General features: G+C 43.4%; 25 protein-coding genes and 1 other annotated feature. Of the genes, 5 read left to right on the top strand and 20 right to left on the bottom strand.

The genetic code is table 11. From position 1 onward, the window contains the following. Positions 1-33: 33 nt before the first annotated feature. Positions 34-1287: a sensor histidine kinase gene (locus J2Z34_RS01320; RefSeq protein WP_209458032.1), complete on the bottom strand. Its 1254-nt coding sequence runs from the start codon at positions 1285-1287 to the stop codon at positions 34-36. Then, positions 1268-1963, bottom strand: a complete 696-nt coding sequence (locus J2Z34_RS01315; protein WP_209458031.1) for a response regulator transcription factor — start codon at positions 1961-1963, stop codon at positions 1268-1270. The genes J2Z34_RS01320 and J2Z34_RS01315 overlap by 20 nt, the downstream gene beginning before the upstream one ends. Before the next feature lie 136 nt (positions 1964-2099). Here J2Z34_RS01315 and J2Z34_RS01310 point away from each other — a divergent pair, with 136 nt between their 5' ends. After that, positions 2100-2297: a hypothetical protein gene (locus tag J2Z34_RS01310; protein WP_209458030.1), complete on the top strand. Its 198-nt coding sequence runs from the start codon at positions 2100-2102 to the stop codon at positions 2295-2297. A 59-nt stretch (positions 2298-2356) separates the two neighbouring features. Here the strand turns inward: J2Z34_RS01310 and J2Z34_RS01305 are convergent, their stop codons facing one another. The 6 genes from J2Z34_RS01305 to J2Z34_RS01280 form a co-directional block, all read right to left on the bottom strand. Further along, the gene (locus J2Z34_RS01305) at positions 2357-3793 is read right to left on the bottom strand and encodes an MATE family efflux transporter (protein WP_209458029.1); all 1437 of its coding nucleotides are present in this window, start codon (positions 3791-3793) and stop codon (positions 2357-2359) included. Between the two features lie 348 nt (positions 3794-4141). Beyond that, positions 4142-5605 (bottom strand): MFS transporter, encoded by a 1464-nt coding sequence (locus J2Z34_RS01300; protein WP_209458028.1) that lies wholly within the window; start codon positions 5603-5605, stop codon positions 4142-4144. A gap of 60 nt (positions 5606-5665) precedes the next feature. After that, positions 5666-6775, bottom strand: coding sequence for a zinc-binding dehydrogenase (locus J2Z34_RS01295; RefSeq protein ID WP_209458027.1), 1110 nt, complete (start codon positions 6773-6775; stop codon positions 5666-5668). Positions 6776-6859: 84 nt separating this feature from the next. After that, positions 6860-7108: a hypothetical protein gene (locus J2Z34_RS01290; protein WP_209458026.1), complete on the bottom strand. Its 249-nt coding sequence runs from the start codon at positions 7106-7108 to the stop codon at positions 6860-6862. 19 nt (positions 7109-7127) lie between these two features. Beyond that, positions 7128-8978 (bottom strand): aldehyde ferredoxin oxidoreductase family protein, encoded by a 1851-nt coding sequence (locus tag J2Z34_RS01285; RefSeq protein WP_209458025.1) that lies wholly within the window; start codon positions 8976-8978, stop codon positions 7128-7130. Positions 8979-9108: 130 nt separating this feature from the next. After that, a complete protein-coding gene (locus tag J2Z34_RS01280; protein ID WP_209458024.1) occupies positions 9109-10464 on the bottom strand; it encodes an MFS transporter in 1356 nt (451 codons plus the stop codon). Positions 10465-11112: 648 nt separating this feature from the next. On the opposite strand from J2Z34_RS01280, the gene J2Z34_RS01275 reads away from it, so the two are divergent. Continuing rightward, positions 11113-12693 (top strand): PucR family transcriptional regulator, encoded by a 1581-nt coding sequence (locus tag J2Z34_RS01275; RefSeq protein ID WP_209458023.1) that lies wholly within the window; start codon positions 11113-11115, stop codon positions 12691-12693. 159 nt (positions 12694-12852) lie between these two features. Here the strand turns inward: J2Z34_RS01275 and J2Z34_RS01270 are convergent, their stop codons facing one another. The 10 genes from J2Z34_RS01270 to J2Z34_RS01225 all read right to left on the bottom strand — a co-directional run bounded on the left by J2Z34_RS01270 (position 12853) and on the right by J2Z34_RS01225 (position 21116). Next, positions 12853-13272 (bottom strand): hypothetical protein, encoded by a 420-nt coding sequence (locus J2Z34_RS01270; RefSeq protein ID WP_209458022.1) that lies wholly within the window; start codon positions 13270-13272, stop codon positions 12853-12855. Positions 13273-13283: 11 nt separating this feature from the next. Then, complete coding sequence (locus J2Z34_RS01265) at positions 13284-13781, bottom strand: phosphatidylglycerophosphatase A family protein (protein ID WP_245250451.1); 498 nt, start codon at positions 13779-13781, stop codon at positions 13284-13286. 11 nt (positions 13782-13792) lie between these two features. Continuing rightward, positions 13793-14284: a GNAT family N-acetyltransferase gene (locus tag J2Z34_RS01260; RefSeq protein ID WP_209458021.1), complete on the bottom strand. Its 492-nt coding sequence runs from the start codon at positions 14282-14284 to the stop codon at positions 13793-13795. 65 nt (positions 14285-14349) lie between these two features. Continuing rightward, positions 14350-14733 (bottom strand): ACT domain-containing protein, encoded by a 384-nt coding sequence (locus J2Z34_RS01255; RefSeq protein ID WP_342453065.1) that lies wholly within the window; start codon positions 14731-14733, stop codon positions 14350-14352. 124 nt (positions 14734-14857) lie between these two features. Further along, positions 14858-15853: a LacI family DNA-binding transcriptional regulator gene (locus tag J2Z34_RS01250; protein ID WP_209458020.1), complete on the bottom strand. Its 996-nt coding sequence runs from the start codon at positions 15851-15853 to the stop codon at positions 14858-14860. A 319-nt stretch (positions 15854-16172) separates the two neighbouring features. Continuing rightward, positions 16173-19289 carry an isoleucine--tRNA ligase gene (gene ileS, locus J2Z34_RS01245; protein ID WP_209458019.1) on the bottom strand — a complete coding sequence of 1039 codons (3117 nt, stop codon included), beginning with the start codon at positions 19287-19289 and terminating at the stop codon, positions 16173-16175. Positions 19290-19327: 38 nt separating this feature from the next. After that, positions 19328-19533, bottom strand: a binding site (T-box leader). Positions 19534-19567: 34 nt separating this feature from the next. Next, positions 19568-19840, bottom strand: coding sequence for a barstar family protein (locus tag J2Z34_RS01240; RefSeq protein ID WP_209458018.1), 273 nt, complete (start codon positions 19838-19840; stop codon positions 19568-19570). A gap of 14 nt (positions 19841-19854) precedes the next feature. Further along, complete coding sequence (locus J2Z34_RS01235; protein WP_245250450.1) at positions 19855-20361, bottom strand: ribonuclease domain-containing protein; 507 nt, start codon at positions 20359-20361, stop codon at positions 19855-19857. A 10-nt stretch (positions 20362-20371) separates the two neighbouring features. Beyond that, positions 20372-20890 (bottom strand): nitroreductase family protein, encoded by a 519-nt coding sequence (locus J2Z34_RS01230; protein ID WP_209458017.1) that lies wholly within the window; start codon positions 20888-20890, stop codon positions 20372-20374. Between the two features lies 1 nt (position 20891). After that, the gene (locus J2Z34_RS01225; protein WP_209458016.1) at positions 20892-21116 is read right to left on the bottom strand and encodes a (2Fe-2S)-binding protein; all 225 of its coding nucleotides are present in this window, start codon (positions 21114-21116) and stop codon (positions 20892-20894) included. 162 nt (positions 21117-21278) lie between these two features. On the opposite strand from J2Z34_RS01225, the gene J2Z34_RS01220 reads away from it, so the two are divergent. The 3 genes from J2Z34_RS01220 to J2Z34_RS01210 all read left to right on the top strand — a co-directional run bounded on the left by J2Z34_RS01220 (position 21279) and on the right by J2Z34_RS01210 (position 22650). Beyond that, entirely contained in the window at positions 21279-21683 is a 405-nt protein-coding gene (locus J2Z34_RS01220) for a VOC family protein (RefSeq protein WP_209458015.1), read from the top strand. Between the two features lie 135 nt (positions 21684-21818). Further along, positions 21819-22295 carry a hypothetical protein gene (locus tag J2Z34_RS01215; protein WP_209458014.1) on the top strand — a complete coding sequence of 159 codons (477 nt, stop codon included), beginning with the start codon at positions 21819-21821 and terminating at the stop codon, positions 22293-22295. A 1-nt stretch (position 22296) separates the two neighbouring features. Further along, the gene (locus tag J2Z34_RS01210; protein WP_209458013.1) at positions 22297-22650 is read left to right on the top strand and encodes an SH3 domain-containing protein; all 354 of its coding nucleotides are present in this window, start codon (positions 22297-22299) and stop codon (positions 22648-22650) included. Between the two features lie 32 nt (positions 22651-22682). Here the strand turns inward: J2Z34_RS01210 and J2Z34_RS01205 are convergent, their stop codons facing one another. Continuing rightward, entirely contained in the window at positions 22683-24527 is a 1845-nt protein-coding gene (locus J2Z34_RS01205; protein ID WP_245250449.1) for an ABC transporter ATP-binding protein, read from the bottom strand. Further along, positions 24514-26244, bottom strand: a complete 1731-nt coding sequence (locus J2Z34_RS01200; protein WP_209458012.1) for an ABC transporter ATP-binding protein — start codon at positions 26242-26244, stop codon at positions 24514-24516. Before J2Z34_RS01200 ends, J2Z34_RS01205 begins: the two co-directional genes overlap by 14 nt. Positions 26245-26260: the final 16 nt, after the last annotated feature.

Raw genomic sequence — 26260 nt, 5'->3', positions numbered from 1 at the left:
AAAGTTGAAATTCAACCTGCATTGCTGCTCTTTTTATGTCCTTATGATATCTTTCCTTGGTTTTAAGTGATTCTCTTTTGGAAGCACAACCTCTATGACCGTTCCCTTTGTCTTGTTCCTGTAGGCCTTGATAGTACCTCCGTGACATTCGGTTATCCACCTGGCTATGGATAATCCAAGACCTGTACCGCCAGATGTCCTGGTCCTCGCCTTGTCTTCCCTGAAGAACCTCAGAAACACGTTCTCAAGGTTCTCCTCCTTGATTCCTATGCCTTCATCCGCCACCTTTATCATGGCTTTGTCCTTCTGGCTTTCAATTACTAGCTCCAGCGCTTCCCCGGTTCCTGTATACTTGAGAGCATTGTCCAGGAGTATTATGAGAAGCTGGTGAAGCTTCTCCCTGTTGGCGGTTATGAAAACATCTCCGCTGGATACGTACCGGAATGGCTTCTCCTGTATGGAGGCGAATTCCCTGTATATTTCAGAGATCTCTTCACCTAGAACACTCAGGTTGAACTTCTCTACCTCACCCAATGCCTCTCCGGCATCCGCCCTGGTCAGGACCATCAGGTTGGAGACCATCTTGCCCATTCTTCTGGTCTCTCTGATAGCAGGCTCGATATATTCATACTTGTCGATTATCTTCTTCTCAGGATCCCTCAGCAGCCCTTCAAGCCTGCTCTGTATAATGGATATTGGTGTCCTCAGCTCATGCGATGCATTCTCCAGAAATTCCCTTTGCCTCTCAAGAGCTTCCTCCAGAGGCTTTACCGCAATGTCTGCGAGGAAATTGCTTATGAAGAGGGAGAAGAAGAGGATCACTACGCTGCCATTTACCAGTATCTTCCTCAGGTTAAGAAGTGCATCTATGTCCGAATCAATGTTATACAGAAGCTGGACTGAATACATCTGCCCCCTGTAAATTGCATCGAATTTGATTGTCCTGTACATGAAATCGCCTGCTGAGACGGTCTCAAGTTCATCCTTCGCCTTTGGTGAGAGATGATCCACGTTCTGCAGATACCAATCAGGCACTGGCATCCTATCATCAAGGTTTCCATGCCCGTCCCTGAGGACCACCTGCATCTTCGGATTGAATGGGGTATCTATCTCCAGCACCCTGCCTGAAGCCTTCTGGATCGAAGTCTTTAGAAGCATCAGGTCAGTGTCCACCTTTTCAAGATGAGTCCTCGATACGTATGCAAGAATGCTCCCGGAAAATCCCACTATTATGAATAGGAAGACTATCGCATATCCAAGAAGCAGCTTATGCTTTCTCTTCTTCATTGCTTTCCTCCAAAGAGAACATGTATCCAAGACCTCTCACGGTCTTGATGGGAAGCGTATATCCGTAGTTCTTCAGTGTCTTCCTGAGATTCGAGATATATACCTCAACTACGCTTACCATGGTCTCCGAATCAAAACCCCAGATCCTGTCAAATATCTGTTCTTTTGTCAGTATTGTGTCCTTGTTCGAAAGCAGGTATTCAAGCAGGTCATACTGCTTGCCCTGAAGGAATATTTCTTTTTCTCTCAAAAATACCCTCTTGGTCTTCCTTTCAAGTGTAAGGTCCTTGTACTTGATCGAGGCGATATCGGTCCATCTTCCGCTTCTTCTGAGTACAGCCTCTATCCTTGCAAGCAGCTCCTCCCTGAAGAACGGCTTGACCACATAGTCATCCGCACCAAGTCTCAGCCCCTTTATCTTGTCATCCAGGCTATCCTTCGCAGTCATGAATATAACAGGCGTGCTTATTCCTTCTTTTCTGAGACTGTCCAGCACCTCGTATCCATCCATCTCCGGCATCATGATGTCAAGAAGGATGATGTCATAGATGTCCTTTTCAGCCTCATAAAGTCCTTCTTCACCATCATATGCGAAGTCGACGTCGAAGTCCTCCCTAAGATAATCACCTATACTGTTTGCTAGGGTTATGTCGTCCTCGATGATAAGAAGCTTCATCATTTCACCTCCGCCTAAGATTAGGTCTCGTATTTAATACATACTACCATTTTGCCCTTAAACAAATTATAAACATTATTTATGCAACACTAAAGAGTTCGATGCTATAATATCTCCATAGGATTGGGGGTGTATCATGGATTTTCTTATAGTAATACTTGCAGTGGTGGCAGTAATCATTGCCCTGAAATTCATCAAATCGGCAATCAAGCTGATCATAACGCTTGTGATAATATTCCTGGTCATCCGTTACCTTGACCAGAACGGGTATATCGACCTTAATTCAATGCTGAATCAGCTTGGTATCGTCTGGAACATGATTTTAACTGCATAACATAAAAAACCGGCGATTTCCGGTTTTTTCATTTCATATTGCAGCCCCCACCCCAAGTTCTATACTGAAACGTGCTCCTTGGCAGCTTCAATCTCCTCAATGACATGATTGACCCTTTCCCTCTCCTCGTCCAGCTTTTCAGTTTCCTTCTGCGAAAGCAGCTTGAACTCATACCTGATGAAAAAGACGGTTATAATAGTAGCCAAGGTATCAGAAATCGGACTAGCGGTCCAAATTCCAAGTAGGCCCATTCCGAAATACCCCGGAAGTAGGAGCAAAAGCGGAACAAGAAGGAACACCTGCCTAAGCATGGAAAGAATGAATGACTTCTGAGCCTTTCCTATAGCCTGGAAGAAGTTTGCGCTTATGATTTGTGTTCCAATGAGCGGGAATGCTATAAAGAATCGCTTTATTCCAACTACTCCAATTTCTCGGATTTCAGGATCCCTGGTGATGAAGTTGATGAATACCTCTGGGAATAGCTGAACAAGTACGAATCCGAGAGTTGATACTAACGTTGCTGCGAGTACTCCTACCTTGACAGCTTCCTTCACTCTGTGGAAATTCCGTGCTCCATAGTTGAAGCCGATTATCGGCTGAAGCCCCTGGTTCATACCAAAAATTGATAAAAGGAATAGTATCACTATCGAGTTTATGGCGGCGTAGGCACCTATTGCCTTAGCTGAGCCGTAAGTCATCAGGCTGTTGTTTATGATTATTCCAATGAGGCTTCCTGCAACCTGCATTGAAAATGGTGATGCGCCAATTGACATTATCTTAAGTACTATCTTCCCATGAAATCCTACATATTCTCTTCTTAGCGTTAGGATCCCTTTCTTTCTGAGGAAATAGCTGGATGTCCATATAAAGCTCATAAACTGGGCTATTATTGTGGCCCAAGCAGCTCCGCTTACACCCATTTTCAATCCATATATGAATATGGGATCTAGTATGATATTTGAGATAGCTCCAATCAGCATTGTAAACATTGCAACCTTAGGATCACCTTCAGACCTTATAATGTTATTAAGGCCGAATGCTATTGTGTTGAAGGTTGTCCCGTACAGGATTATCCTGAGATAATCCATGGCGTATTTCCTTATAGATTCATTTGCTCCATAAAGATTGACAATATCCTCAAGGAATATGAGGCCAATTGCCGTCATTGTTATACCGGCTATTATAAGCATGAATAGCCCTGTACCAAGTATCCTCTCGGCATCATCATGCTTCTTCTGGCCCAGCTTGATTGATATGTTTGCACCAGATCCTATACCAAATAGCATTGCAAATGCCATAAGTATGAAGGTTACTGGAAGCACTACTCCAATTCCGGAGATGGCTAGCCCACCCTCAATAGGAATATTGCCAATGAATATTCTGTCCACTATGTTATATAGGGATTGGACAAGCATCCCGGCTATGGCAGGTATGGAAAATCTCAGGAAAAGCTTGTACATCTTTTCCTCCCTCATAAGGGTTTGCCTGTCAGTCATCATTCACTCTCCTTGATGTGTCTAAAGTTCATTCACTGTCTTTTCGTCAAATCAATATTTTATCATATTTTGATATTTTTATCAAACTCTTGAACTATGCGTTGGTTTTGGGAGAAAAATTACAATATTCAATTGCATTCAGCAGCATCTACAATAAAAATTGCGGTTATTCTCCATAGATACTGCTATTCTATCGTAGATGACGCTATTTAAATATGATGTTTTGTTGAATTATAACTTGATAAGAAAAATAAAGAGTGATTTAAACCAATATATCAATGGTCTAAGTCACTCTTTATTATTTTCGCACTTTACCAAAATTGTCAATCGAATCTGTATTTGGAATATCTATCTATCAGATTCTGCTTGCAACATACTTACTATTCTGTCGAACATCGCAAAATCCAGTTTATAGAACAAGAACATTATTCCCCCTATAAATGTTATAATTCCCGGCAAAATGAACATCGTCATTCGTATTCCATTTAAAACAATCGAGGTTTGTTCTACGTTAGGTACATAACCGAGAATTGAAAGCATCAGCGCAACTCCAGCTGATCCTATTGCTATCCCAATAGTATTCCAGAATGTTGTAAGTGACTGGTTAAATCCTGCTGATCGTTCTCCAGTCATAAGTTGACCATATTCAACAGTGTCTGGAACCATCGAAAATGCTGATCCTCCCATGATACCTGTGAAAAAACCTGTCATTATAGTCAATATATAGAATGTCATGGGATTACCAATTGGTGTGAACCAAAAACCAAGAATCATTGAAATCCCTGCTGAAAATGATGCATATGCGAAGGTTTTGCCCTTGTTGCCTAACTTCTTTGAAATCAATGAAGCTGATAATGCACCTGCAACGAATGGCAAGTTCAAAAAGAGCATATATCCTGCAATCAAACTCCTGTCTCGAATAACGTAGGTAAAATAATACATCAGTGAAGTCATTCTGGTATAGTGTCCTAATCCTACAATGAATATTGCAACGCAACACATAATAAGGTACTTATTTTTAAGTGCTCCTGCAATCAACTTTTTAGTAGACACCTTTAATTGATTTCTTGGAGGATTAACCACCTCTTTTGTACCGAGAAAGTCTATTGTGAACATTGGTATCGCTAAAACAAAAGCCATAACAAAAGCGGTATATAGATAACCCTTCACATTGTCTCCCTGACCGAAAAAGGGCACCATATTCACAACAAGAATTCCTACTATGGTATTTCCTATGAACCCAAATGCCATTCTCATTCCAGCCAGCTTGGAGCGCTCATTGGGGTCCTGAGTCATCGCTGAAATCAATGACGCATGCGGTACAATGACACATGTGTTAAAAAACGAAAGGAAAAAATAAGTAATGTATGCGTATATCAATTTCCCTGAGGGACTGAATTCCGGATGAGCCCAGAATGTAAGTACAGTGAATATCGCAAGTGGTACCATTCCAAATAGGATCCATGGACGATATCTGCCCCACTTCGTTACTGTTCTATCAGCCATTATCCCGACTATCGGATCATTCAAGCCATCCCAAAGTCTGGAGATCAGTAGCATCAGAGAAACTGCTGCAGCACTGATCCCAAAAACATCGGTATAGAAAATAACTAAGAAAGATGCTACAAATCCCCAACTGAAACTATTTCCAACATCTCCAAGATTGTACAAAACCTTTCTCATGAATGGGATTTTTATGTACAAAGACTTTTCTACTTCTGATGATCTCTCTATCGGTTCAATTTGGGCGTTCATAATAGCACCAGTGTCCTTTCTGCTAACAAATTTTGTATTGTCATATACACAATCCATATGGCAATTTTTTTTTGGCCTGACTACTGCTTTAGTAATCAGGCCATTTACTGACAGGAATTATCTCATATCTATAACAGCTTTAATATCTGTTCCCTTCTTCATGCTGGCAAGTGCCTCGTTGATATCTTCAAGCTTATAGTGCTTGCTTACTATCAAATCCATCGGATATTTGGTTCTGTTGTGCTTCAGGAACTTCAGCGCTTTGTAGAAATGGATTATATCTGCACTCCCACTTCCAATAACTGTTGCGTTCTTACCAAGCAAAACATATGGGCTAAATTCAATCTTAGCTGGCATAGTCTGACCAATTATCAGATATGTTCCGCCTTTGATCATCAGACCAAAGCCTTCGTTGAAAGCGGGCGGATATCCTGAGCATTCTACAACTAATTCAGCGCCTCTTCCCTCAGTTAAGTCCATAACCATTTTTTGTCTAGCCGCAGAATCCTTCACTTCATCAATGTTTATTACAGCAGAAGCTCCCCACTGTTTTGCCAACTCCAGTCTTCCTGCAGGTGCACCAACAACTATTACCTGGCCTGCACCCATTGCTTTAGCTGTCAGTGCCGAGTATAGTCCAATCGGGCCAGCTCCCTGAATAACAACAGAATCTCCAAGACCTATCGGAGTCTGTTTCTGCAGTTTTTCGAATGCGTTAACAACAGTTCTGAATGCACACCCTACTCCTACTGCCTCTTCATCCGTGACATTTTCCGGAACCTTTACTACCTGGGTTGTTGGCAGAACAAACTCATATTCTGAGAATCCACCCATCAGCTTGTCAGGTGTGGAGAAACCATATCCTTTATTGTTTGAACACATGAAAGGCTGTCTCTTGACTGCACAGAAATAACACTCACCGCAGAAGTCATGTGCCCACATGATCCTGTCTCCAACATGCAGTTCTTCTCCTGCAACATCTGTCTTTCTATCTGGCCCAAGTTTTACGATTTCTGCTATTGTCTCGTGTCCCTGGATGTTCGGTAGTGGGAACTTTAATCCCAATGTCCCGTCAGCCTGATGGATATCTGTTCCACAAAGACCTGCTAAGTGAACCTTTACCAATACAGCCTTTCCAGTTACCTCTGGAATTGGCACATCAATTATTTCCAATGGCTTTGCGTATTCAGTTAAAACAGCCGCTTTACTAGTTTTTGGTATTTGCATTTTTGTCCTCCTTAGAACTTTAATTTTAATTTGTATAACCACTTACAGTCATAATTGACTGAAATTAATGATTCAAAAACTTGATCAACCACCTTCGAGGGTTCGCAGAATCGTTATGATATCACCATTACTCACCACAGTATCTATTTCAGAGCGATGGTTATTCAGCAATACCATGGATGCCTTGAAATAATCAGGTTCAATATTAAGCTTTTGCACCTTCAGACTATAGTCAAGCACAGCTTCAATATCTGACCCTTCAGGCATGTCAATTGTAAAATCCGATAGATCTGCAGGTACATCAACAGCATAAATCTTAATGTTTACTTGCAATTCTTTCTCCTATTACTACTTATTTCTGCTTTGGATAAAGCGTCTCTATTACCGGTTCCATTCCTCCAAGAAGTTCAAGCATGTCGAGGCTTGGGACGCCATCAATTCCATATCCTAATGCATTGTAGAAGTTGTCTCCCAATCTTACCTCATCTAGCGTTATACCCTTTGTTGGGCCATCTTTCAGAGGGGGATTACCAATCATTCTGTCTGTGACAGTGAAATTTTCTCTTCTCATACCTTCTCTTATATTGAATGCATGTCTCATAGTGAAGGAACGTATCCCCATTTCTCGAGCAGCCTTTTTGCTGAATGGCATTCCTGTCAACAGCTCCACAAGCTTGAACAAAGAGCCTTCAGGGAACATCCTTACAGAGAATATGCACATTCCAGAGTTGTTAACGAACTCCGTCATTGCAACCTCAGATACATCCTGGAAACCTGTGACTCTATAATTGTATTTCTGCTCCCAGGTCATTCGATCGTTAGCCTTCGCTAAGCCACCCTTAACATGACGTCCAGGAGTTGGATCAAGCTGATAAGTACGAATATATCCGGGCGCTCTTCTGGGATCATGCTGTGCAATCTCCATTCCACTCGCAACAAACAGGAACTGATGTCCAACGCCAAAGTGATCAGCTGCACTTTGGGATCCAGCTGCCAGTATTTCCCCACAGCCTTCCAGTTTACAAATCTTTTCAGTTAGTTTGACTGCAGCGTGCCCATCTCCCCAGAATGGCTCGATTCCATCCAGCTGCTCCTTGGTAAGCAGTCCCTCATTGAAGCACTCAAACACCCATGCTACAGTTCCGCCTGCTCCAATTGTGTCAACTCCATATTCGTTGCATAGGTCTCCACACTTAATCATCGTAACAGGGTCAGTGTTCATGATTGCTGAACTAAACCATCCTTGGGTTTCATACTCCGGCATGCCCGGATGATCCATAGGATATTTTTCATCCTCAACATGGTAGATTGCTCCGCATTTTACTGGACAATTAGCGCATCCATAATCCTTAACCTTGTATTTTTCATTTAACATTTTCGCTGCTACGGGTTCAAAATCCTGAGCTGTTTTTCCCGACTCTGCAAGTGATATTGAAAAATTCTTGACTGCTGCATCACCGCTCATGAGTGATGGCATGAAGCCTCCCGTGGTTCCAAAAGCGGTCATTAGCGGTTTCATAGGATGAGCATTCAAAGCAGTGGCTATCTCTTTATTCTTGTTGATTAGCTCATCTTTGTTATACACTTCAACGGATTGGTTTCCCCTGCATACAATTCCCTTAAGCTTCTTAGACCCGATTACAGCACCTGTGCCGCCTCTTCCTGCAGCTCTATGACCATCATTCATAACGGCGGCCATATTTGACATCTTTTCACCGGCAGGTCCGATAAATGCTGCTTTAATCTTATCGTCATCCAAATCCTTGAATAACGCTTCTTCAAACTCAGTTGATATCATTCCCCAGTACTTTGAAGCATCTCTTATTTCAACTTTTCCATTATCGATCCATATATAAACCGGGGTTTCTGAAATGCCGTTTACAAAAACAGCATCATACCCAGCTTTTTTCAACATTGGGCCAAAGTACCCTCCTGAATTTGCATCATTCCACCCGTCATAAACAGGCGACTTTGAAACTACAGTGTATCGGCCTCCCATTAATATAGGAGTGTTGTTGAAAGGTGCTGCAATGAATCCTACCATGCTTTCCGGTCCAAAAACATCCGCGTTAGCCGGCATGTATTCATATAGAATCCTGGCCCCCAGTCCAGGTCCGCCAATAAAATCCCTTATCCATTCTTCTGGGATCTTTTTGACTTCAATCTCTTTAGTGCTCAGGTTAACAAACAGCATTTTATTCATATAACCATACATCTCATTTCCTCCTTCCATACTTGAATAATCAAATCGTTTTCTTCTTACTACTAAGTCGATATTTTATTTGTCACTCTTCTCAATCATTAGATCAAACAATTGAGAAGAGTGAATCCGACTAATAAGATTTTTCCAGGCTATCCTTTGATTTTATTAACAGATGCTCAGGCTTATCACTTGTGGCAACCCAGCCTAATGCAAATATAATTACTGCTATAGGAAGCAGTGCATAGTACACATACTTATATGAACCCAGAGTATCGTATACCAAATTCATGGTAGGTGTTGCAAGTGCCTGTCCTACGGAGAATGTAGCGAAAATCACACCCATTATCTTCGCGAAATCCTTATTTCCAAAGAATTGTCGCACTATTATAGGCATTGGCACTGATGTCATTAGAACTGCAAATCCCATGCATCCTGCTGCAATAAACACAAAGAATACAGTTTCAGGTCCAGCGAGTATCATGCATACAATTGCAAGCACATATCCGAAAAGCGCAATTGAAATAAGTGACTTTACACCATATTTATCCGTAGCAGCTGAAAGAGGAATTTTGGATATTGTGTTAACAAACAATACTACACTGTTTGCAACTCCCCAAAGGACTGCAACCTGTAATCCAAGGTCGTTCAGATAAGCGGGTATTGTAGCTACAGTCGGCGGAATTGCTATTCCACAAAGAAAGATCAATAACAGAAGCATCTTTAGCTTGGGTGTCTTTATTGCTTCCTGGAACATCATACCCTTTACTTCATTCTTCTTTTCATCATTTTTGCTGGTAGAATCGAAATATACCGGGACTTGTCCGATATCCTGTGGCTTATCACGCAATAACAGGGCAAGGAGAATACTGATACCGAAAACTAACATTGCAATGTAAAGAAATGCTTGTCTCCAACCAAACTTGGCAATCCATCCTCCAATTACAGGATTCCAGATTATACCTCCGAAACTGGTGAATGTGAATACCAATCCGACTATGAAGCCTGAACGCTTAGCGAACCAGGTGTTGATTATCGTTGATGCTGCTGAGACCGCACAGAAGCCTGATGCAAAGCCCATCAAGAAGCCTCCGGTGTAGAACATTGGTAGCGATGTGCTCTTTGATAGAATGAAAAATCCTATTGCCTGAAGTATTGCTCCAAAAGTAATTACTTTCCGTACACCATACTTACTGATTGTAGAACCAAACATAAGACTACTTATAATAACGCCGGCAAATTGGAATGTCTGTGTCAACGTATAGCTTGAACGGGCATAGCCAAGCTCTTTTGTTATCGGAACTACAAACAAACTAATTGGAGTAACTGTAAATGTCATTACAGCAAAACCAAGCAAGGATGCCAAAAGCATCATTATCCAACCATAGTTAGATTTTTTTTCAGTTACATTCTGCATAATCATAACTCCTTTTGATTTATAAATTGGTGACTGATCATTGACCCGAGCTTTCAAATTCTTCTCATGCATGCAAATCAGTTTGATACTTTAACTCCTAGCTTTTTCATCCTCCAAAGTTTCTAAATTTGCTTTGATCTGTTGTTTATGCTATATTCCTTAACATAAACAGCTGAAAACTAAACTTTGTTAATAAGATAACGTTTTCAACCCTCCTTTGTACAAAGTTTATACTCTTTGACAAAAAATAACTATGTAAGAATTTGAGAAAAGATTGGGGTTTTATTGTGTATTTTTCCAATGGTATAATCATGATAGCTAAATATACGGAATCTACTCAGCAAAAAATACCTGTTGATTTAGTCAATTCCCATAGGTTTTTATTCATATTATTAGTTGAATAGAGACCTCTAAAATCATCGACTTCACGACTTATGTTTTGAGTATTCAATTTTACTTTGAGGTGTATTATAATCAACCTAATTCTGAATTAGGAGTTGAATAGCCGTCTGTTCACTATCTCAATATGTGAGAGTGAATTTGTTAATAGTTCCCTTTACCTACATAGAAAAGGTGCTATTAAATAGGCGGTTACAAATAATCAGCCATAGAATTGAAAGGTTGATTAACCTATCAGGAGAGTCGATGGGGTAATTTCAAAAATTGCATACTTCGCATTGCCATGTTTTCACTCGCGGGAATAATTCAAAGGAGAATCTTATGGAAATCAACTTCAGCGAGCTTAAGAATAAACTAGAAAAATATAATCCCAAATTGCGCATATATTCAGATATGATTGTGCAAGATTATCTGATCATGCAAAAATATATGATTGAATTCCAATCAAATTGCATATATGTTGCAAAGCCAGATGATGTGCCTGAAGAACTAAGTATTGAATCTCATTTGAATGTTATTCTGATTACTCAGGATAATATAGTTCCTCCAATTTTAAATGATGTTCGTGTAAACCTGATTATCATTGAAGGAAAACATGATACAGCTGAAATCCTGAATGATTTGTATACCATCCTTCACTCTGAAAAAAAGCTGTTGCTCGCTTCATCCAAACTCTTGTCATCGCTTAGCCAAGGGTGCAAAGTTCAGGAATTACTGGATTTGGGTTCAGAACTCATTGGTAATCCAATACTATTAGTCGATATGAGCACATCACTTCTGGCTTATTCTGGTATCAGTGATTCTATTGATGAGCCAGCATGGAATTCCCATATCAAGAACGGATACATTACGCAGGAGTACTATAAGCTTTATGAGAAGGAAGCCAGATTAGCCTATACCAATAGCGATAAGAATTCTCCTATCTTGTTGGAGAGCAAAATATGGAAACACAGGATAATATTGCATAAGGCAATATATCAGCACTCGATTTTAGGGTTCATTGAGGTCCTTGAGTATAATAAAAGCTTCCATAGAAGCGATTTTGAAGTAATCAAACTTATTGGAAATGCCATTGGGATTGTTCTCCAAAGAAGCAGCTACAACTCAAATTTCCCAGAATCAACAATTGATGCAAGCTATATTAACTTATTGATGGGTAAGCCCGCAAACAGGGAACAATTAAGTGATTTGAATAAATACCTTTCCATTGAATCAACCGACCATTTGTTTGTTCTCTGCATAGATCTAAAAAGCCTGGTTGATGCAAATTCAAAAATACTATACCTTAAGAACAAGTTTGAGCGCATTGTCCCACGTAACTACACAGTTATGTATAATGAGCAAATCATATTATTATTAGTTAGAAAAGATAGTCATTTGCTTCAGCCAGAGCTTGAACAGATTCAGCATTTATTAGCTGAGAATAGCTTAATTGCAGGAATTAGCAGAGGTTTTCAGAATCTAAATAAGCTATATTCTGAATACAACAAGGCGGAGGCAATCATTGAAATCGGCCGGAATATGGATATGAATAAGTTATTGTACATATATGATGACTATATGCCATATCACTTATTGTCTTTGACATCAGAAACCGCTAACCTACTTGAAGTTTGCACCCCTGAATTGCTTGATCTGATTGAATATGATAAAACAAAAAAGACAGAATACACCATGAGCCTCTACTACTTCATCATAAACAATTTGAATATGCAAAAGACCTCTGATATTTTGCATATTCATTACAATACTTTAAAATATAGATTACAAAGAATAGAGGAATTCCATAGCTTAGATTTAAGCAATGAACTCATTCAACTAAATCTACGTCTTTCATTTTTAATACTTGAACATGTAAATAAGATGGACTTCATCAGCTATATGAGCAGTGTCATGACATAGCAGATTCAGGTACTTATTTATCTTCCAGGTTTTTACTGTACCCTCAAGCATAGCGATAAATGAAAAAAATCGACGAAACTTTAGTAGGTTTCGTCGATTTTTTGCTTTCATCCTATTAAGTAAGTATTACTTTCCTTCAGTATATTCCAGCAATGCTTTCTACCAGTTTATAAGTATCAGCCCGAATATGCATAGAGACGCTCCAGCAGCCTTTATAAGGCTGAAGTCCTCCCTGAAGAATATTACCCCTATAGGGATTATTGTCACTGCAAGAAGTATGTTTGCTACAAGGGATCCCGTGCTTATGTTCCATCCCGACCTGAATGCCATGAGATATCCGAATTCAAGACCTGCAATAGAGAGCCCTAGTACAATGCTTGTCCAGTTCAGGTCCTTCATTCCACTAATAAGTCCTTTACCTGACTTGTCGAAAAGCGATGCTATGACAACAGCTGTTGCAGCTGCAGCATAAGTCGCAAGAAGCGCCGGAAAAGGACTTGCATTCTCTGGCGTCAGCTTAAGCGAAACATTGTAGAGGATATTTGATACTACAATTATGATTATCGACCAGAAATACATGCCTTTACCCGTCACTTTCTTTCAGAGTGGGCTATCCTGCTGGCAGCTGCTGCAGCTATGGCAGCAACGAGGTCATCCAGGAATGTGTGCACCTTATTCTGATGCTTCATCATGTCAAGGTCCCTTATTATTCCAATCTTTTCCTTATCGAGATATCCGTAGTTTGTAAGACCGATGGATCCATATACATTGACTATAGAGAGAGGAATAATCTCATCAATGCCATAAAGAGGCTCATCGCTTTCCACTATGCTCTGCAAAGGCTCAGGAAGCCCCTTTCTTTCAGCTATCTCATCCAGAGCCACACCGGTAAGTATAGCATGCACAATCTCCCTTTTTCTCAGAACTTGCTTAATGCTCTCCAAACAGATCTCGATTGTAAGGTCCTCATAATACTTCTTTTGAAGCACCATGACTATTTCAGCTATGTCCTCAAGCTTCACGCCTCGTTTCTCCAGTATTTCAACAGTCATACTGTAGAGTTCCTCCATATCATACTTGTAAGCCATAATTAAACCTCCTAAATTGATTGCATACCAACAAGTGCAGCTAGTGAATCTCCGTCAAGCCTGTATCCAGTCCAGTCTGACAAGGGTCGTGCCCCAAGGGACATATAGAAATCTATGCTTCTCCTGTTCCAGTCAAGACATGACCATTCGAAGCGACCGCAGCCTCTTTCAACAGCTATCCCTGCAAGCTTCCTCATGAAAGCTTTCCCGAATCCGCTACCCCTATACTCTGGACGGATATAGAGGTCTTCAAGGTAAATGCCCGCCCTTCCGAGAAAGGTCGAGAAGTTATGGAAGAAGAGCGCAAACCCCGCAGGGCTGCCATCCACTTCACAGATTATGACCTCTGCCTTTTCCTTAACGAATAGCCACTCTTTCAAAATCTCTGGAGTTGCGACAACTTCTGAGGACAGATTTTCGTATTCTGCCAGTTCCTTTATGAATTCAAGTATCAGGTCGGAATCAGAAGCTGACGCAAACCTGAATCTATTGTTGTTTTCCATGCTAATCTCCTAAAATTTCATTTATCTGTTGTAAATAAAACAGTCTCTTGATAAGCTTCATGCAGTCATATTCCCACGACCACAAATCCTTCATCATTCAATGCTAATACAGCATTCTGTACCTTGTCATTCTTTACAAGTATATAGTCAGTATCGAAGGTTGAAATCGCGAAAATGCTGATTTGCTTATCAGCAAGAATGCTGCTGATTCTTGACAGAATACCTACCAGAGCGAAATCCAGTGGTCCTAAGAGCTTCAGCACCCTCCATCCCTTTTCGCATTTTATTCCATCCGGAATGCTGTCTTCGGGGCAAGTAACTGACAGCTCATCAGGCGTAGATGTAATAGATATGAATTCTCCTTTTGCCCAATTGGGAATCTCGCTTCCCGCTGCAAGCCTTGCCACTCCGTATCTTCCACAAAGAAGCTCTATCCTCAATGCTTCCAATGCTAACAATCCCCTTTCGTGCTGGTTCAGTTAAGTAAAGCCCCAACATCTTCATATCATTAAGATATGATAAATGAAGATAAAAAAGGACGATAGGCATTAAGCTTCGTCCTTTTATGGGGTCCTACTTTACAGAATCCCTCTCAACCAGATGGTACTGGAGTTCATACTGCTCTTCATCAAGCGGCTTGTTGTTTATGATCTTTATGAGCATTCTCATTCCCACTGATCCCATGTCATACATAGGCTGTGCAATAGTCGTTATCTTCGGATAGAAGATTGAAGCCTCATAAATGTCGTTGAAGCCTATTACGTCTACTTCTTCAGGACACTTGATGCCCTTGTCCCTGAGTGCATTTATTGCGCCCATTGCAATTTCATCGGATGCGCAGAAAACCGCATCTATGCTTCCGTTTTCAAGTATGACGTTGATTCCCTTATATCCTGCCGGAGCCTTGAGGTCTCCATAATACAGAAGGTCCGGATCAAGCTCTATGTCGTTGTCCTTGAGCGCTTTCTCGTAGCCTTCGTATCTCTTGGCTACAGCGTTCTTCCTGTCCTTCTTCATGCCTATGTAAGCGATTCTCTTGTTTCCCTTGTCTATAAGGTACTTTGTGGCATCATAGGCTGCTTTCCTGTTGTCGATGGTGACACTGGGATGCTTCTTGCCTGGTGCCTTAGTCTCCACAAGGACGGTCTTCAGTTCAAGCTCGTCTATGAGGTCAAGGATTTCAGGATCAAGCTGTGAACTCATGTAGAGCATTCCGTCCACCATCTTTTCCTTAAGAACCTTGATATATTCCTTCTCCTTGTCCAGGTCAGTATCTGAATTGCAGAGTATTATGTTGTAGTCATATATGTTGGCTACGTCCTCCGCTCCTCTTACTACCTCAGGATAGAACTGATTCGAGATGTCGGGAATCAGTATTCCTATTGTCTTTGTCCTTTGAGTCTTAAGACTCCTTGCTACTATGTTTGGCCTGTAGCTGAGGGCTTGGATTGCATCCTGTACCTTCTTCTTGGTATCATCATTAACCACGTCAACATTGTTCAAAACCCTTGATACGGTTGCTATTGAAACCCCAGCCAACTTAGCAACATCTTTGATTGAAGCTGCCATTATAATTCACTCCCCTATATTCGATTAATAAGTCTTCTAAACCATATCCTGATATTATACTACAGATTGTCATATGTTCCTATTATTTTAGGCTATCATTTTCATTCATTTTCATAAAATCACGAACAATAGCCAATCATTTCTTTTCAATGTTTTAGAGTAAACCTTATCATTTTTATTATAATACATTATCTGCAAAAATGTTCCCTGTTTCAATAAAAAAGTATGAAAATCCAATGATTTTCTGAAATACTTACATTGGTTTGAGCGTTTGCTGCAAAAAATCAGGCCGCAGGTTATCCCTGCGGCCCAAATTCACTTATTTTGCAGCAACCTTTGCTCCCATCATAAGCTTCTCGCCATTGATGTTTGCTTCCTGTGACTCCTCTTCCTCACCGAACCTTATGTCCAGAGTGAGTGTCTCCCTCATGATATGTTCGCTGTTCTTTCGTATTATGTCCTCAATCAGTTCATTCCCGCTTACATAGAGCACTATCTTGTCAGCAACCTCAAATCCCTTTTCCTTCCTCATGGTCTGGATCTTGGATATGACTTCCCTTACGTTGCCTTCTTCTCTCAGTTCATCGGTGATGTTGGTGTCGAGGACTACTCCCAGCTCGCCTTCACCGGAGAATGCGAAGCCTCCCAGTCCCTGCATGGTTACAAGCAGATTTTCACTGGATAGTCCGATTTCAGTTCCAGATACTGTTATTTCAACAGTCTCTCCCTTGTCTACCCTTCTTGCCAGTTTCATCTGGTCCATCTTTGCAATCTCTGCCTTGATACCAGGTATGAGCTTGCCGAAGGCCTTTCCGAGCACCGGAAGGTTTGGCTTTATCTCATAGTTGACGTATTTTGACAGGTCGGCTCCAAGCACGACCTCCTTGACGTTAAGCTCATCCTTTATTATGTCACCATAATATTCAGGAAGCTCCTTCTCTGATATGAGCATTGAGCTTAGCGGCTGCCTGTTCTTTATGTTTGCAGCGTTTCTTGCGCTTCTGCCAAGCTTCACAAGGCTGTACGCAAGGTCCATCTGCTTCTCGAGTTCCTTGTCCACGCATGCTTCGATGCATGAAGGGAAGTTAGTAAGATGCACTGATTCAGGTGAATCCTGGTCCAAGCCCCTGACCAGGTTCTGATAGACTTCCTCAGTCAGGAATGGTATGAACGGTGCAGCTACCTTAGTCAGGGTTACAAGTACCTCATAGAGCGTGGTATATGCGCCGATCTTGTCTTCAGTAAGCCTGTCGGACCAGAACCTTGCCCTGTTCCTTCTCACATACCAGTTTGAAAGCTCATCAGTGAAATCCTCTATCATGAGCGCCGCTCCAGTGATGTCATAGGAATCCATATGTTCCTCGACACCCTTCACAAGGCTGTTGAGCTTTGAAAGTATCCATTTGTCCATTATATTCTCGGACTGGAACTCCCTGTATTCAAGCGGATTAAAGTTATCAAGCTCCGCATACAGAACATAGAAGGAATATACGTTGAAGTAGGTCGATATGAACTTCCTCTGGCTCTCAGCAACATCCTCTTCCGAGAATCTTACCGGCAGCCATGGTGCTGATGCTGTAAGGAAGTGCCATCTGGTAGCATCCGCTCCGATCTCTTCAAGTATCTTCATCGGCTCCACGACATTGCCCTTATGCTTCGACATCTTGATGCCCTTCTTGTCCAGCACGTGTCCGAGGACAATGCAGTTCTGGAATGAGCTCTTTCCGAAGAGTGCTGTGCTTATGGCGAGAAGAGTATAGAACCATCCTCTGGTCTGGTCAACTGCTTCAGATATGAACTGAGCGGGGAAGTTCTTCTCGAATATCTCCTTGTTCTCAAACGGATAGTGCCACTGCGCGAACGGCATTGAACCGCTGTCAAACCATGCGTCTATTACCTCATGGGTTCTCTTCATGGTTCCGCCGCACTTTTCGCACTTGAGGAACACCTCATCTATATAAGGCTTGTGAAGCTCAATATTCTCAGGAACATCGATGCCCTTTTCCTTAAGCTCCTGTATTCCACCTATGCATTCCCTGTGTCCGCATGAGCATTCCCATATCGGAAGCGGAGTTCCCCAGTACCTATCCCTTGAAAGGCTCCAGTCTATTACATTCTCAAGGAATTTACCCATTCTGCCTGTCCTGATGTTGTCAGGATACCAGTTGACGCTGTCCGAGTTTTCCATGAGCTCATTCCGGAGAGAACTCATCCTTATGAACCAGCTGTCCTTCGGATAGTATAGGAGCGGCGTATCGCATCTCCAGCAATGAGGATATGAGTGCAGGTATTTGTCCGTCGAGAACAGCTTGTTCTCATGCTCCAGCCAGTGGAGGATCTCCGGATCAGCCTTCTTCACGTTCATTCCTGCAAATGGAGTTACTTCCTGAACGAACTTTCCTTCTGCATCCACAAGATGGATGAATGGGACATTGTTCCTCATTCCGACATTGTAGTCATCCTCGCCGTATGCAGGTGCTATATGTACTATTCCGGTACCATCAGAAAGGGTTACGAAATCTCCGTGTATGACGAAGAAAGCCCTCTTTTCAGGTGTGTGGAAAGGTATGAGCTGCTCGTAGTCCTTTCCAAGAAGCTCCTCTCCCAGGAACTCCCTGACAACTTCATGCTCAAGGTCCTTGAGTACCGTTCCTATAAGCTCCTTAGCAAGTATGAGTATCTCATCCCCTACCTTTACCTCTGCATATGTGAAGTTCTTGTTTAGGGCAAGTGCTGCATTTGAAGGCAGAGTCCATGGAGTGGTTGTCCATGCAAGTATGTACTTGTTGTCCTCGCCCTTAAGCTTGAACTTGGCTATTGCAGTGGTGTCCCTTACATCCTTGTACCCCTGGGCAACCTCATGGGATGAAAGCCCGGTTCCGCACCTTGGGCAATATGGCATGACCTTGAAGCCCTTGTAGAGCAGGTCGCTTTCCCACATTGTCTTTAGAGCCCACCATTCAGATTCGATATAGTTGTTGTCGAAGGTTACATATGGGTTGTCCATGTCGACCCAGAAGCCGACCATGTCGGACATTTCCTTCCACATCCCAACATACTTGAATACGCTCTCCTTGCATTCCTTTATGAAGTTCTCCACTCCGAATGCCTCGATATCCTGCTTGCCTGAGATTCCAAGCTTCTTTTCAACTTCAAGCTCGACTGGAAGACCATGAGTGTCCCAGCCCGCCTTCCTTAATACCTGGTAGCCCTTCATCGATTTATACCTCGGTATCAGGTCCTTGACCACTCTGGTCAAGACATGACCTACATGAGGCTTTCCATTTGCCGTCGGAGGACCGTCATAGAACGTGAAGGTCTCGCCATCAGGATTGAGTGCATAGCTCTTATTTATGATGTCCTTTTCCTTCCAGAGATCCCTCACATTTTTTTCCATGCTTGTAAAGGTCTTTGATCCGTCAACCTTCTTGTACATTGATCACAACTCCTTAATCTAATAAAAAACCCCGCCCAAAATAGGGCGAGGTCTCGCTATACCACCTAAATTCAAAAGGCACCATCATGCCCTGTCCTATAACGGAGGATTCCCGTGCTGGCTTACTTTATTTTCAGCCTGCATGCTCCCAGGTGATTTTCATTTTCCTTTCCGGAGGCCTTGCACCAGACGGCCACTCTCTGTACGGTTATGGAAAACTACTCTTCCTGCTCAACGCATTTTAATCGATAATATTATATTACATGCGCATAAAACTGTCAATTGCAGTATCTTACAGTAATCCTGGGATTTTCCTCAGATGCCTCATCAATCGTCGAAAGAAGCCTCTCCCCATACTCACCCATTTTTTCAATTATGGATTCCCTGTTGAATATCCTGATTTCAATCGGCTCATGGATAGTCGTAAGAAGGTCCCATAGGGCATCAAGGTTCCTGCCGTAGTAATCCGGGAAGCTAAGCTTCCTCTTAAGATAAGCATGAGCCACTTCCCTGCTGATCATCCTTTTTCCATTAAGGATCGCTTTTCTCATTTTTAGTACCCCCGTCAGTAAAGCTTCTTGAAGCTTGCATAGTGGTCGCTTGTAAAATAGATGAGGCCGTCATTTGAGAATACGATCCTGTCGTCGCCTCTGAAGCCGCCTTCATAGTTGACATCACATTCATACCAGACCCTTCCGCTTGCTTTCGGAAGCAGTCCTTCACGGTTTCCGAACTTATCTCCGCCAATAACCAGCTTGTCGCTGACTTCCCATAGGTTGCCTTTGCTTGCAACCCAGCCAAGGTCCTCTGCCTCGTTCTTGGTTATGAAGTTCTCCGGAAGCTTTCCATAAAGATGTATGTATTCTGCAACATCATTTTTGGTATAGTAATGGCCTTCTTCTTTTATTTTCGCTTCCTCTGTCTTCGAGGGAACAGTCTCTTTGGATGGCACCGTCACTTTTGTCGGAGTTGTGCCATTTGATGGCTCTGTCTGGCTCGCACAGCCAGAAATTGTCATAGTCATAAGCATCAGGACAAGGAGTCCTGTCAGCATCCTATATAGTCTCTTCATACAACACCCTTCATTCAGTATAGTAGCCGTTGAAGGACACAAATTCAGAAAGGTTTTTCCTCATCCTTAAAGAGTGTCTTTCATCGGAATAACCCAGTGGCGATATAGCAACTACCTTCACAGTTTCTGGAGCACCAAGTGCAATCCTTACGCCGTCTGCATCAAAATTGCCCATCCAGCAGGTGGAAAGTCCAAGTTCCTCAGCCCTCAGCATCATGAATGAAAGAGCAATTGCTGCATCTATGGTCCCTGCAGGTTCACCGCATTTCATCACCCTGCAATTATCAACTGAACAAATCACCATGAGAGCCGGCGCCTCAAGAGCATAGTTCTGCCCGTTGAGATGAGGTCTCAGCCGTTCCTTCATTGCTTGTTCGGTAATCGCTACAAACTTCAGGCTCTGCATGTTTCTTGCTGTCGGAGCCAGTCTTCCAGCATCGAACACCTTCAGTATGAGGCTTTTGCTTACCTTGTCAGGCTTGAACCTCCTGGTGCTTCTCCTGCTGTTTATAGCAGCATGTACATCCATATCATACCCACTCTCCGTTCCTATAGCCTTCAAGGAGTGCCGCAATCTTAGGTCCGCATCTTTTTCCGCCGCAGCCTCCGGTACCAGACCCGACTTCCCTGTTAACCTTGTCCACAGTGTCGGCTCCTGCCCTTATTGCGTCCTTCATCCTTTTCCTCGGAATCGCCTTGCACAGACAAACCTTAGTAAGCTTGTCCAGAATTTCCTCATTAAGTCCGTTCTCCATAAGCCACCCCACATTTGTTTTCTTGATACCATTCTACCACATCGAAAAAATGCATACCTTTGCAAGAAACCATTATTCACAATGTCCTAACAATTTGTATACAACCCCCCGTGAATTAAGCTTTAGAATTAAGGTACACAAAAATCCTTAAGGAGAATCACTATGAATAAGTTAACAGATGGAATCACCACCTTCCTTACATTCCCCGGAAATGCCGAAGAGGCTGTAAAGTTTTATCTCGACGTCTTCAGGGATTCGGAGCTTGTCTCACTAGACAGGTTCGAGGAAGGAATGCAGGGTACCCCCGGAAAGGTCCTGACAGCTGCCTTCAGGATAAACGGTACTATGCTTCTTGCAATGGATATGGACGAAAAATATGCCCCCACCTTCAATTGGGCTATGTCCCTTTACACCGAATTCCAGGATGAGAGCGAATTCGACAGAGTCTTCGCTGAGCTTTCCAGGGACGGAAATGTTCTTATGGGTCCGGAACCGGTCCTTGACATCAGGAAAGCCACCTGGGTGACCGACAGGTTTAAAATAACCTGGCAGCTCATTTTCAGATAGATTTTATCACCTTGAATTTCAGGATACATGTTCATGCGGGACTTTGGCACTGAAGCATATTGCCAAAGTCCTGCTTTGTTGAGTTTTGCTGCTCAACGTGCAATAATGTACCTATACGACAAAAGAGGTGCAATTATGACAAATAAGATCATTGTAACAGCCCACAGCATTATGAACCAGTCATCACTTCCGGAGGACAAGAGGCTTTCAGCTGGAGCTCTCCCTTTGGTTTCTGACCTGGTCTCATTGGGCCTTAACATAGTCCAGATACCTGATGTTGAAAAATTCTATTCACTTTACGCAAAGAGGTCTTCTGAAGACAAGGAGACCGCTCCCGAGAGCTTTGAAAGCTACGTAAAGAGAACTTTGGTGCCATATGTGGAACAGGTCATGGAAAAGGTCAAGTCCGGTGATGAATTCGTTGGAGTTCTGACATACCGAGGAGACGAAACCCAGAGGATGGAACCGGAAACAAGCCCTGTCATGCTTGAGCTTTTCAGGCTTTTTGACAGGAACTGCATGGCGACACCCTACTATGAGATTGGAGAGAACCTCGAACCTGAAGAGATGGATCTCTTGATCTCTGACATCGTCGAGACCTTAGGGATCTGATATGAAATATAGAGTTGTCTTTCCACATATCGCAAACGAGATAAACTTTCTTGACCTCAAGAAAGGTGACAGGGTTGTCAAGGGTGAGGAATTCATCGGGAATCCAATATGGAAAAACTGGGTATACTGCATCTCTGAAGGCACTTTAAGAGAAGGCTGGATACCTAAACAGCTCCTCGCCGACCTGGGTGAAGAGTATTACCTGACAGAAGACTACACTTCAAGGGAACTTGACTGCAATAAGGGTGACATAATCATTCCGATGAATGAGATGAACGGTTGGGCATTCTGCGTGAATCCGGAGAAAAAGGCCAGGGGCTGGGTACCTCTTGCAAAGCTTGAGATGATGATATGAAAAAAGCTCCGATATGGAGCTTTTTTCATTGGTCAAACATCTTCCCCGATATTCGCGTATTGTATGCTGTGCATCCTGTAATAGCGTCCCTTCTTGTCCATGAGCTCCTCGTGCGTACCCTGTTCCGCTATGGTGCCTTCCTCGATGAAAAGTATGAGGTCAGCTTCCCTTATCGTAGACAGCCTGTGAGCTATCATGAAGCTGGTCCTGCCTGACTTGATCCTCTTCATGGCTTCCTGTATCCTTAGCTCAGTCCTGGTATCCACCGAGCTTGTAGCTTCATCAAGTATCATTATGGAAGGATCCGAAAGCACAGCCCTGGCAATGGCTATAAGCTGCCTTTCACCCTCTGAAAGAGCTGACCCGGACTCCTTAAGGTCAGTGTCGTAGCCCTTTGGAAGCCTCATGATGAATTCGTGGCAGTCAGCCGTCTTAGCCGAAGCGATTATGTCATCCATCGATGCATCCGGCCTTGAATATGCTATGTTTTCCCTGATGGTTCCTGAAAAAAGATACGTATCCTGAAGTACGATCCCGAAGAGCCTTCTGAGGTCGCTCCTTCTGATTTTCGTGACGCTGTGACTATCAATAAGAATGGTTCCGGAATCCGCTTCGTAGGACCTGTTCATAAGGTTCACAATGGTCGTCTTGCCTGCACCTGTAGGACCTACCAGCGCTACGGTCATACCTCTTTCACACCTGAAGCTTATGTCCCTTATGACTGGTTCTCCCTTTTTGTATGAGAAGCTTACATTCCTGAATTCAACATCCCCAAATGCGTCATCCAGCCTTAGGGCATCATCATCGTCAGAAGACTCCTCTTCCTCATCTATGGTTTCAAATACCCTTTCAGCTCCTGCCACTGCAGACTGAAGAGTATTGAATATGCTTGCGATATCAGTGATCGGCCTTGTGAACTGCCTGGAGTACCCGAGAAAACCTGCTATGATTCCAATTGAAATATTACCCCTGTAGCTGAGGATTCCTCCAAGTATTGCAATGACAGCGTAGCCCAGGTTGCTGATCACATTCATTGCAGGCATCAGGGCTCCTGAAATTATCTGAGCCTTAAGCCCAACCTCCTTCAGCCTCTCGTTCACCACTGTGAATTGATTCAGGGATTCCTCTTCCCTTCCGAATGACTTAAGTACTTCAAATCCGGAAATGCTTTCCTCCATATATCCGTTGAGAGAGCCGAGGTCCGCCTGCTGCAGCTTGAAAAGCTTCGATGTCCTCCTGACTACCTCCCTGGTTGCAAGCGCTGACAGAGGAAGCGTTATAAGAGCTCCGAGCGTAAGAACAGGGCTTAACATTAGCATAAGTATGAAGGAGCCTGTGACAGTCATGACTGCATGCATGAACTGCACTGCTGAACCAGACAGAGACGTAGAAATGCTGTCAACATCATTTGTCAGCCTCGACATGAGGTCTCCATGGCTTCTCGTGTCATAGAAGAACATGGGGAGCTTCAGAAGCTTGGAAAAGACCGCTCTTCTGAGCCCGAGGACAACCTTCTGCGATGCTCTGGCTATAAGGACACCCTGCAGAACAGACAGTATCGAATCAACCAGGTATACCGAAGAGAGTGCTATCAGTATGAGCCTTAACCTCTCCAGGCCATTCCCTTCAGCGACAGTATCGATGCTCCTGTAAATCAGGTATGGAGCTGAAAGGCTTGCAAGATTTCCAAGGGCAACAAGAACGAATGCAGCAATGAAAAGCCCCTTCTGAAGCTTCAGGTATCCCCACAGCCTCACGAGAGTCCCCTTCATGTCCTTAGGCTTCTGTACCGGTCCGCCAAACCTTCTGTGGCCAGGTCCTGCTCCCTTCATTCCCTGAAGTCCGTAGTCCTGATTTTTTCCCTTATCTTGCGCCATCTTCCACCTCGCCTATCTGAGACCTGTATATCTCCCTGTACTCCATTGATTCAGCCAGAAGTTCCTTATGGGTCCCAAGTCCGCAGAGTCTGCCCTTGTCAAGGACGAGGATCTTGTCGCAGTTCATGACTGAGGTTATCTTCTGCGCTATCAGAACGGTGATCATGTCTTCAGCTTCTGACTTGAGTGATTCTCTTATTCTCGACTCTGTGACAGCATCAACCTTGCTGAACGAGTCATCGAGAATCAATATGTCCGGTCTCCTGATCAGAGCTCTTGCAAGGGATATCCTTTGCTTCTGGCCCCCGGAGAGTGTCATGCCACCCCTACCAACCCTTGTGTCCAGCCCCTCACTTGACGAATCAACGAATCCTATGGCATCCGCCAGGCTAAGCGCCTTCCTGATCTCTTCGTCGGTAGCATCACTTTTTCCCCAGAGCATGTTATCCCTGACAGTACCGCTAAAAAGTACAGGCCTTTGAGGTACTGCCGCTATTTTTCTGCGCAGTGACGAAAGCCTTATCGATTTGATGTCCATCCCGGACAGGCTTATGGTTCCATCTTCCGAGTCATAGAGCCTCAGCAAAAGGTTCGCAACAGTAGTCTTTCCTGACCCCGTCGAGCCTATTATTCCTAGCGTCTCGCCTGACCTTACGGTAAAGCTGATGTCCTGTATCGCGCATATTCCAGAGCCTTCCGGATAGGAGAAGGATACTTTATCGAACGAAAGGGAGCTTACCTGACCTTTGAGCTCACTTTCCCCGTCCTTTTCACCTCCGGTCGAGCTGAATACCTCATCTATCCTTTCATGGGATGCCTTTGCCCTTACAAATACGTTGAAAATATTCCCGATCATATGGATACTGAACAGCAGCTGAGTCATGTAGTTTACCATTGCCATCAGCTGTCCCGGCATTACCTCTCCTTTGGAGTGGAACATTCCTCCGAGATACAGGATCACTGCAAGGGTAAGGTTAAGTACCAGGGCGATCATGGGACTGAAGAAGGACATGGTTCGCATCGCTGCCTCGCTGTCATAGGCCAGCTTCCCGCTTGCCCCGTCAAAGGCTCTGCTTTCAGCCGCTTCGCTTCCATAGGACTTAACCACCCTCACGCCTGAAAGGTATTCGCGCACGCGATCGTTCACTGTGTCCAGCGACGTCTGCATCCTTCTGAACAGTGGATATCCTATCCTCACATTCAGGTACATCAGAAAGACGACTATAGGTATGACTGCCGTGACTACCATCGCAAGCCTTGGGTCAAGTCTCCATGTCATGAACAGGCTGCCAAGGAATATCATTGGAGCCTTCACGAATATCCTCATCATACCGCCAGCAAAGTTCTGCATCTGTGTCACATCGCTTGTAAGCCTTGTCACAAGTGACCCTCTGCTGAAGCTGTCCATCTCCTCCATTGAAAAGCCCTGGATCTTCGAGAACATGTCCCTTCGCAGGTCCTTTGCGAATTCAGCAGCTACCGTATTTGATATTATGTTCCTTGAAAAAGCGAAAACAGCCCCAATGGCGGTAAGCATGAGCATGAGGCCACCCTGCCTGTAGATATGCATAAGGTCGCTCTTAAGCACTCCATCATCCACAAGGGACGACATGAGATAAGGCTGCGTAAGGTCCGCCGCCGTCTCAAGCATCAATATGATTATCGCAAGGAAGAACATCCTGTAATGTCTCCTGAAGTACTTTCCCAAATATCCCATTACACACCGCCTGCAG

Origin of the sequence: Youngiibacter multivorans (assembly GCF_017873395.1) — a bacterium.
Lineage (GTDB): Bacteria > Bacillota > Clostridia > Clostridiales > Clostridiaceae > Youngiibacter > Youngiibacter multivorans.
The sequence above is the reverse complement of the archived record's forward strand: the minus strand, read 5'-3'. Positions and strand labels throughout refer to the sequence as shown.

What these genes read in the sequence shown, in the direction of transcription:
- J2Z34_RS01320 (WP_209458032.1), bottom strand. Translation starts at nt 1,287, where the DNA reads ATGAAGAAGAGAAAGCATAAGCTGCTTCTTGGATATGCGATAGTCTTC.
- J2Z34_RS01315 (WP_209458031.1), bottom strand. Translation starts at nt 1,963, where the DNA reads ATGAAGCTTCTTATCATCGAGGACGACATAACCCTAGCAAACAGTATA.
- J2Z34_RS01310 (WP_209458030.1), top strand. Translation starts at nt 2,100, where the DNA reads ATGGATTTTCTTATAGTAATACTTGCAGTGGTGGCAGTAATCATTGCC.
- J2Z34_RS01305 (WP_209458029.1), bottom strand. Translation starts at nt 3,793, where the DNA reads ATGACTGACAGGCAAACCCTTATGAGGGAGGAAAAGATGTACAAGCTT.
- J2Z34_RS01300 (WP_209458028.1), bottom strand. Translation starts at nt 5,605, where the DNA reads ATGGATTGTGTATATGACAATACAAAATTTGTTAGCAGAAAGGACACT.
- J2Z34_RS01295 (WP_209458027.1), bottom strand. Translation starts at nt 6,775, where the DNA reads ATGCAAATACCAAAAACTAGTAAAGCGGCTGTTTTAACTGAATACGCA.
- J2Z34_RS01285 (WP_209458025.1), bottom strand. Translation starts at nt 8,978, where the DNA reads ATGAATAAAATGCTGTTTGTTAACCTGAGCACTAAAGAGATTGAAGTC.
- J2Z34_RS01280 (WP_209458024.1), bottom strand. Translation starts at nt 10,464, where the DNA reads ATGCATGAGAAGAATTTGAAAGCTCGGGTCAATGATCAGTCACCAATT.
- J2Z34_RS01275 (WP_209458023.1), top strand. Translation starts at nt 11,113, where the DNA reads ATGGAAATCAACTTCAGCGAGCTTAAGAATAAACTAGAAAAATATAAT.
- J2Z34_RS01270 (WP_209458022.1), bottom strand. Translation starts at nt 13,272, where the DNA reads ATGTATTTCTGGTCGATAATCATAATTGTAGTATCAAATATCCTCTAC.
- J2Z34_RS01265 (WP_245250451.1), bottom strand. Translation starts at nt 13,781, where the DNA reads ATGGCTTACAAGTATGATATGGAGGAACTCTACAGTATGACTGTTGAA.
- J2Z34_RS01260 (WP_209458021.1), bottom strand. Translation starts at nt 14,284, where the DNA reads ATGGAAAACAACAATAGATTCAGGTTTGCGTCAGCTTCTGATTCCGAC.
- J2Z34_RS01250 (WP_209458020.1), bottom strand. Translation starts at nt 15,853, where the DNA reads ATGGCAGCTTCAATCAAAGATGTTGCTAAGTTGGCTGGGGTTTCAATA.
- ileS (WP_209458019.1), bottom strand. Translation starts at nt 19,289, where the DNA reads ATGTACAAGAAGGTTGACGGATCAAAGACCTTTACAAGCATGGAAAAA.
- J2Z34_RS01240 (WP_209458018.1), bottom strand. Translation starts at nt 19,840, where the DNA reads ATGAGAAAAGCGATCCTTAATGGAAAAAGGATGATCAGCAGGGAAGTG.
- J2Z34_RS01235 (WP_245250450.1), bottom strand. Translation starts at nt 20,361, where the DNA reads ATGAAGAGACTATATAGGATGCTGACAGGACTCCTTGTCCTGATGCTT.
- J2Z34_RS01230 (WP_209458017.1), bottom strand. Translation starts at nt 20,890, where the DNA reads ATGGATGTACATGCTGCTATAAACAGCAGGAGAAGCACCAGGAGGTTC.
- J2Z34_RS01225 (WP_209458016.1), bottom strand. Translation starts at nt 21,116, where the DNA reads ATGGAGAACGGACTTAATGAGGAAATTCTGGACAAGCTTACTAAGGTT.
- J2Z34_RS01220 (WP_209458015.1), top strand. Translation starts at nt 21,279, where the DNA reads ATGAATAAGTTAACAGATGGAATCACCACCTTCCTTACATTCCCCGGA.
- J2Z34_RS01215 (WP_209458014.1), top strand. Translation starts at nt 21,819, where the DNA reads ATGACAAATAAGATCATTGTAACAGCCCACAGCATTATGAACCAGTCA.
- J2Z34_RS01210 (WP_209458013.1), top strand. Translation starts at nt 22,297, where the DNA reads ATGAAATATAGAGTTGTCTTTCCACATATCGCAAACGAGATAAACTTT.
- J2Z34_RS01205 (WP_245250449.1), bottom strand. Translation starts at nt 24,527, where the DNA reads ATGGCGCAAGATAAGGGAAAAAATCAGGACTACGGACTTCAGGGAATG.
- J2Z34_RS01200 (WP_209458012.1), bottom strand. Translation starts at nt 26,244, where the DNA reads ATGGGATATTTGGGAAAGTACTTCAGGAGACATTACAGGATGTTCTTC.